This is a genomic window from Neorhizobium huautlense (assembly GCF_002968575.1).
Taxonomy (GTDB): domain Bacteria; phylum Pseudomonadota; class Alphaproteobacteria; order Rhizobiales; family Rhizobiaceae; genus Neorhizobium; species Neorhizobium huautlense.
Map to the genome: position 1 here is coordinate 1 of NZ_PVBM01000074.1, position 2,459 is coordinate 2,459.

Sequence of the window (2,459 nt, forward strand, 5' to 3'; positions counted from 1 at the left end):
CTTCCATCGCAACGACACACCTCGGCAATTCCGAGAAGAAAGCCAAGACATGAACGCGAGATAGCTTCCTACGAAATACCAAACCGCCATCGGCGCTGGCAGCATGGAGCTGGAATACCCGCTTTGCGAGGTCAAGGCCTACAATGCTAACTTCCTTCATGGATGCTCTCTCCTCTGAGTGACGTTGTTGCAAACATCACTTTGGCACATCGCGATGCCATCGGGAGGGGGCATCCACTCCATCAGTTCTGCGCGGAGACCGTGTGCCAGCGATACGGTGTAAGAATTATCAAGAGCCTTCAGAACAAGGACTACGGCCTGCGAGCATTTGTGTTTGAGGACCCGGACGGGAATCGCATCGACGTGGGCCAAGTGACCTAAGGCCGCTTCCAGAAGCCGGACGGACAGGCATTCGTCCGGCGTTCACGACTTCCTAGCTTTGCTTCTGCTTTATTGAGCCGCTTTGACTGGCGAGACGTCACCCCCTGCCGCCATTTCCGCCAGGACAAGGGAACTGACCCCTGCGACAAAGAAACCGACTGCCAGATTCATGGCGGTACCGTCATAGAAACTTCCTATGCCGATGGCGTACAGGGTCGCAACGAAACTCGATCCCGATGCGATCAGGGATGCGCCCAGGCCGGCGACCTGGCCCAGAGAACGCATCGCCATGGCATTGAGATTGCCGAACAATATCCCAATGGCGAAGAAAGCCGAAAACCCGAACACCATCAGAGCGACAAGAGGCAGGTGACCGCCCCAGAGCATCAAAGCGAGCAGCATCAGAAGACCGACGCATGCAAGCCCCATAAAGGCCGCGCGAGCCATAGCATCCGTGCCGAATATCTGTACGAGCCTTGCATTGACATACGATGCCAAGCCTATTCCAGTGGCTAGGACCGCGAAATAAAACGGGAAGGTTTCCTTGATCCCATAGGCGTCGTAGAACAAATCGGCCGCCGTACTTAGGTAGAGGAGCTGCGCGCCGAACACGATCCCGGTTGCGATGATCAGCAGGGCCACACGGCGCTTCGACAGGATCCGCCCGCTGTTCCGAACCAACAGTTTCGGCCGGAATTCTATACGTTTAGCGACCGGCAATGTTTCCGGGTGTCGCATTTCCAGCCAAATGCCAAGCAGGACCGTGATCAAGAGACAGATACCGAAGACGCTGCGCCAACCGGCAAGCGAGATCACACCCTGACCCAGGGCAGGAGCCAGCATCGGCACGAGAATAAAGAGCGTGAACATGAAGGACATAACGCGCGCCATCGCGTCGCCTTCGAACTGATCGCGGATCATCGCGCGTGTCGCGATCTTCGGCCCGGACACGCCTACACCCTGAAGGAACCGGCCCAGGATCACTATTTCGAGCGAGCCTGCCAGCATCGACGTGACGGTCCCGATCGCATAGAGGCAAAGGCCGAGCACGAGCGCCTTCTTGCGCCCTATCGCATCGGACAACGGCCCTAACAGCAATTCCCCGAACACCATGCCGAAGATGAATAGCGATATGACGTGCTGCGTGGATAGCGGCGGCGCGACACCAACCTCTTCTCCGATCTGGCGTAATGCCGGCAGGAGCGCATCGATGCTCAGCGAGGTCAACGAGGTCAGAAGGGCATAGAGGATAATGCGTTCGCGGAAGCTGATGGAATATGTCATGTGGTCATATACATTTATAGAGATACCCAGCGAAGAGACCTGCCGGGCTTTAAGAGATCCTCAGCCGCGAGGTCTTCGCATGCCTGGCTTCATGCCGTCCGGGCATCGTCCTTGATACACGGCCTCGACCGTCGAAATCAGCTTGTCTCCTTTCCCGCCTATTCCCTCGAACAAACTGGCGGAAACAAAGTGGTAACGGGATGTGAAATCTCCTTCATAGGTGACAGTAAGCTTTACCTTGCCCGTCATCGAGGATTGGCAGTTCGCCTCGATTTTCCGGGACCCGAGCGTACCCACCCTGTTGGATACCACACACTCCTGCGCGAAAGTCGACCAGACATCCGTCTCGATGAAGTTGGTATGGGTGTCATCGACGCACAAACTCCCTTTTACCAAGCGATTATCTGGCGAGTCGAATACCCACAAACCTGTCTGACGCTTTGGAAAGTCGTCAGCGGCGACCGCCGCTGGAGGCCATGCTGCAAGCAGTGCGAAAACCGGAAGAAGTTTAACTGACATATTATCCTGGTCCTTTGTTTGTTTGTTTGAGAATGCGAGGCCCAACAGGACACCTTCCATCAACGAAAATCGCTAACACCGTTGTTTTCCACCCGCACTGTATCCACAACCTCGAGAATGGCGGCAATGACCACATCGGGCCGAGTGCACTGGATATAGTGTCCGGAATCAGCCACCAGCTGATGACGGCTGCGCGTTGACCAGGAAGCCTCGTCGTCATGCAGCTTCCTCCAAACTTCACGACGACGCGTGTCCGCCTGCCGAGACATGTTCTC

At 56.0% G+C, this 2,459-nt stretch carries 3 protein-coding genes and 2 pseudogenes; 1 reads left to right on the top strand and 4 read right to left on the bottom strand.

Annotation, left to right across the window (positions count from 1 at the left end; genetic code table 11):
• Positions 1–160: pseudogene (locus tag C5L12_RS28990) on the bottom strand (IS110 family transposase); the annotation flags it as partial.
• 101 nt (positions 161–261) lie between these two features.
• On the opposite strand from C5L12_RS28990, the pseudogene C5L12_RS28995 reads away from it, so the two are divergent.
• A pseudogene (locus tag C5L12_RS28995) lies at positions 262–381 on the top strand (VOC family protein); the annotation flags it as partial.
• Between the two features lie 69 nt (positions 382–450).
• Here C5L12_RS28995 and C5L12_RS27540 read toward each other — a convergent pair.
• The 3 genes from C5L12_RS27540 to C5L12_RS28650 all read right to left on the bottom strand — a co-directional run.
• Positions 451–1,665 (bottom strand): multidrug effflux MFS transporter, encoded by a 1,215-nt coding sequence (locus C5L12_RS27540; protein ID WP_105375152.1) that lies wholly within the window; start codon positions 1,663–1,665, stop codon positions 451–453.
• A 60-nt stretch (positions 1,666–1,725) separates the two neighbouring features.
• A complete protein-coding gene (locus tag C5L12_RS27545; protein ID WP_157949147.1) occupies positions 1,726–2,229 on the bottom strand; it encodes a hypothetical protein in 504 nt (167 codons plus the stop codon).
• A gap of 14 nt (positions 2,230–2,243) precedes the next feature.
• A partial coding sequence (locus tag C5L12_RS28650; RefSeq protein WP_205839400.1) for a hypothetical protein occupies positions 2,244–2,459 on the bottom strand: 216 nt, incomplete at its 5' end.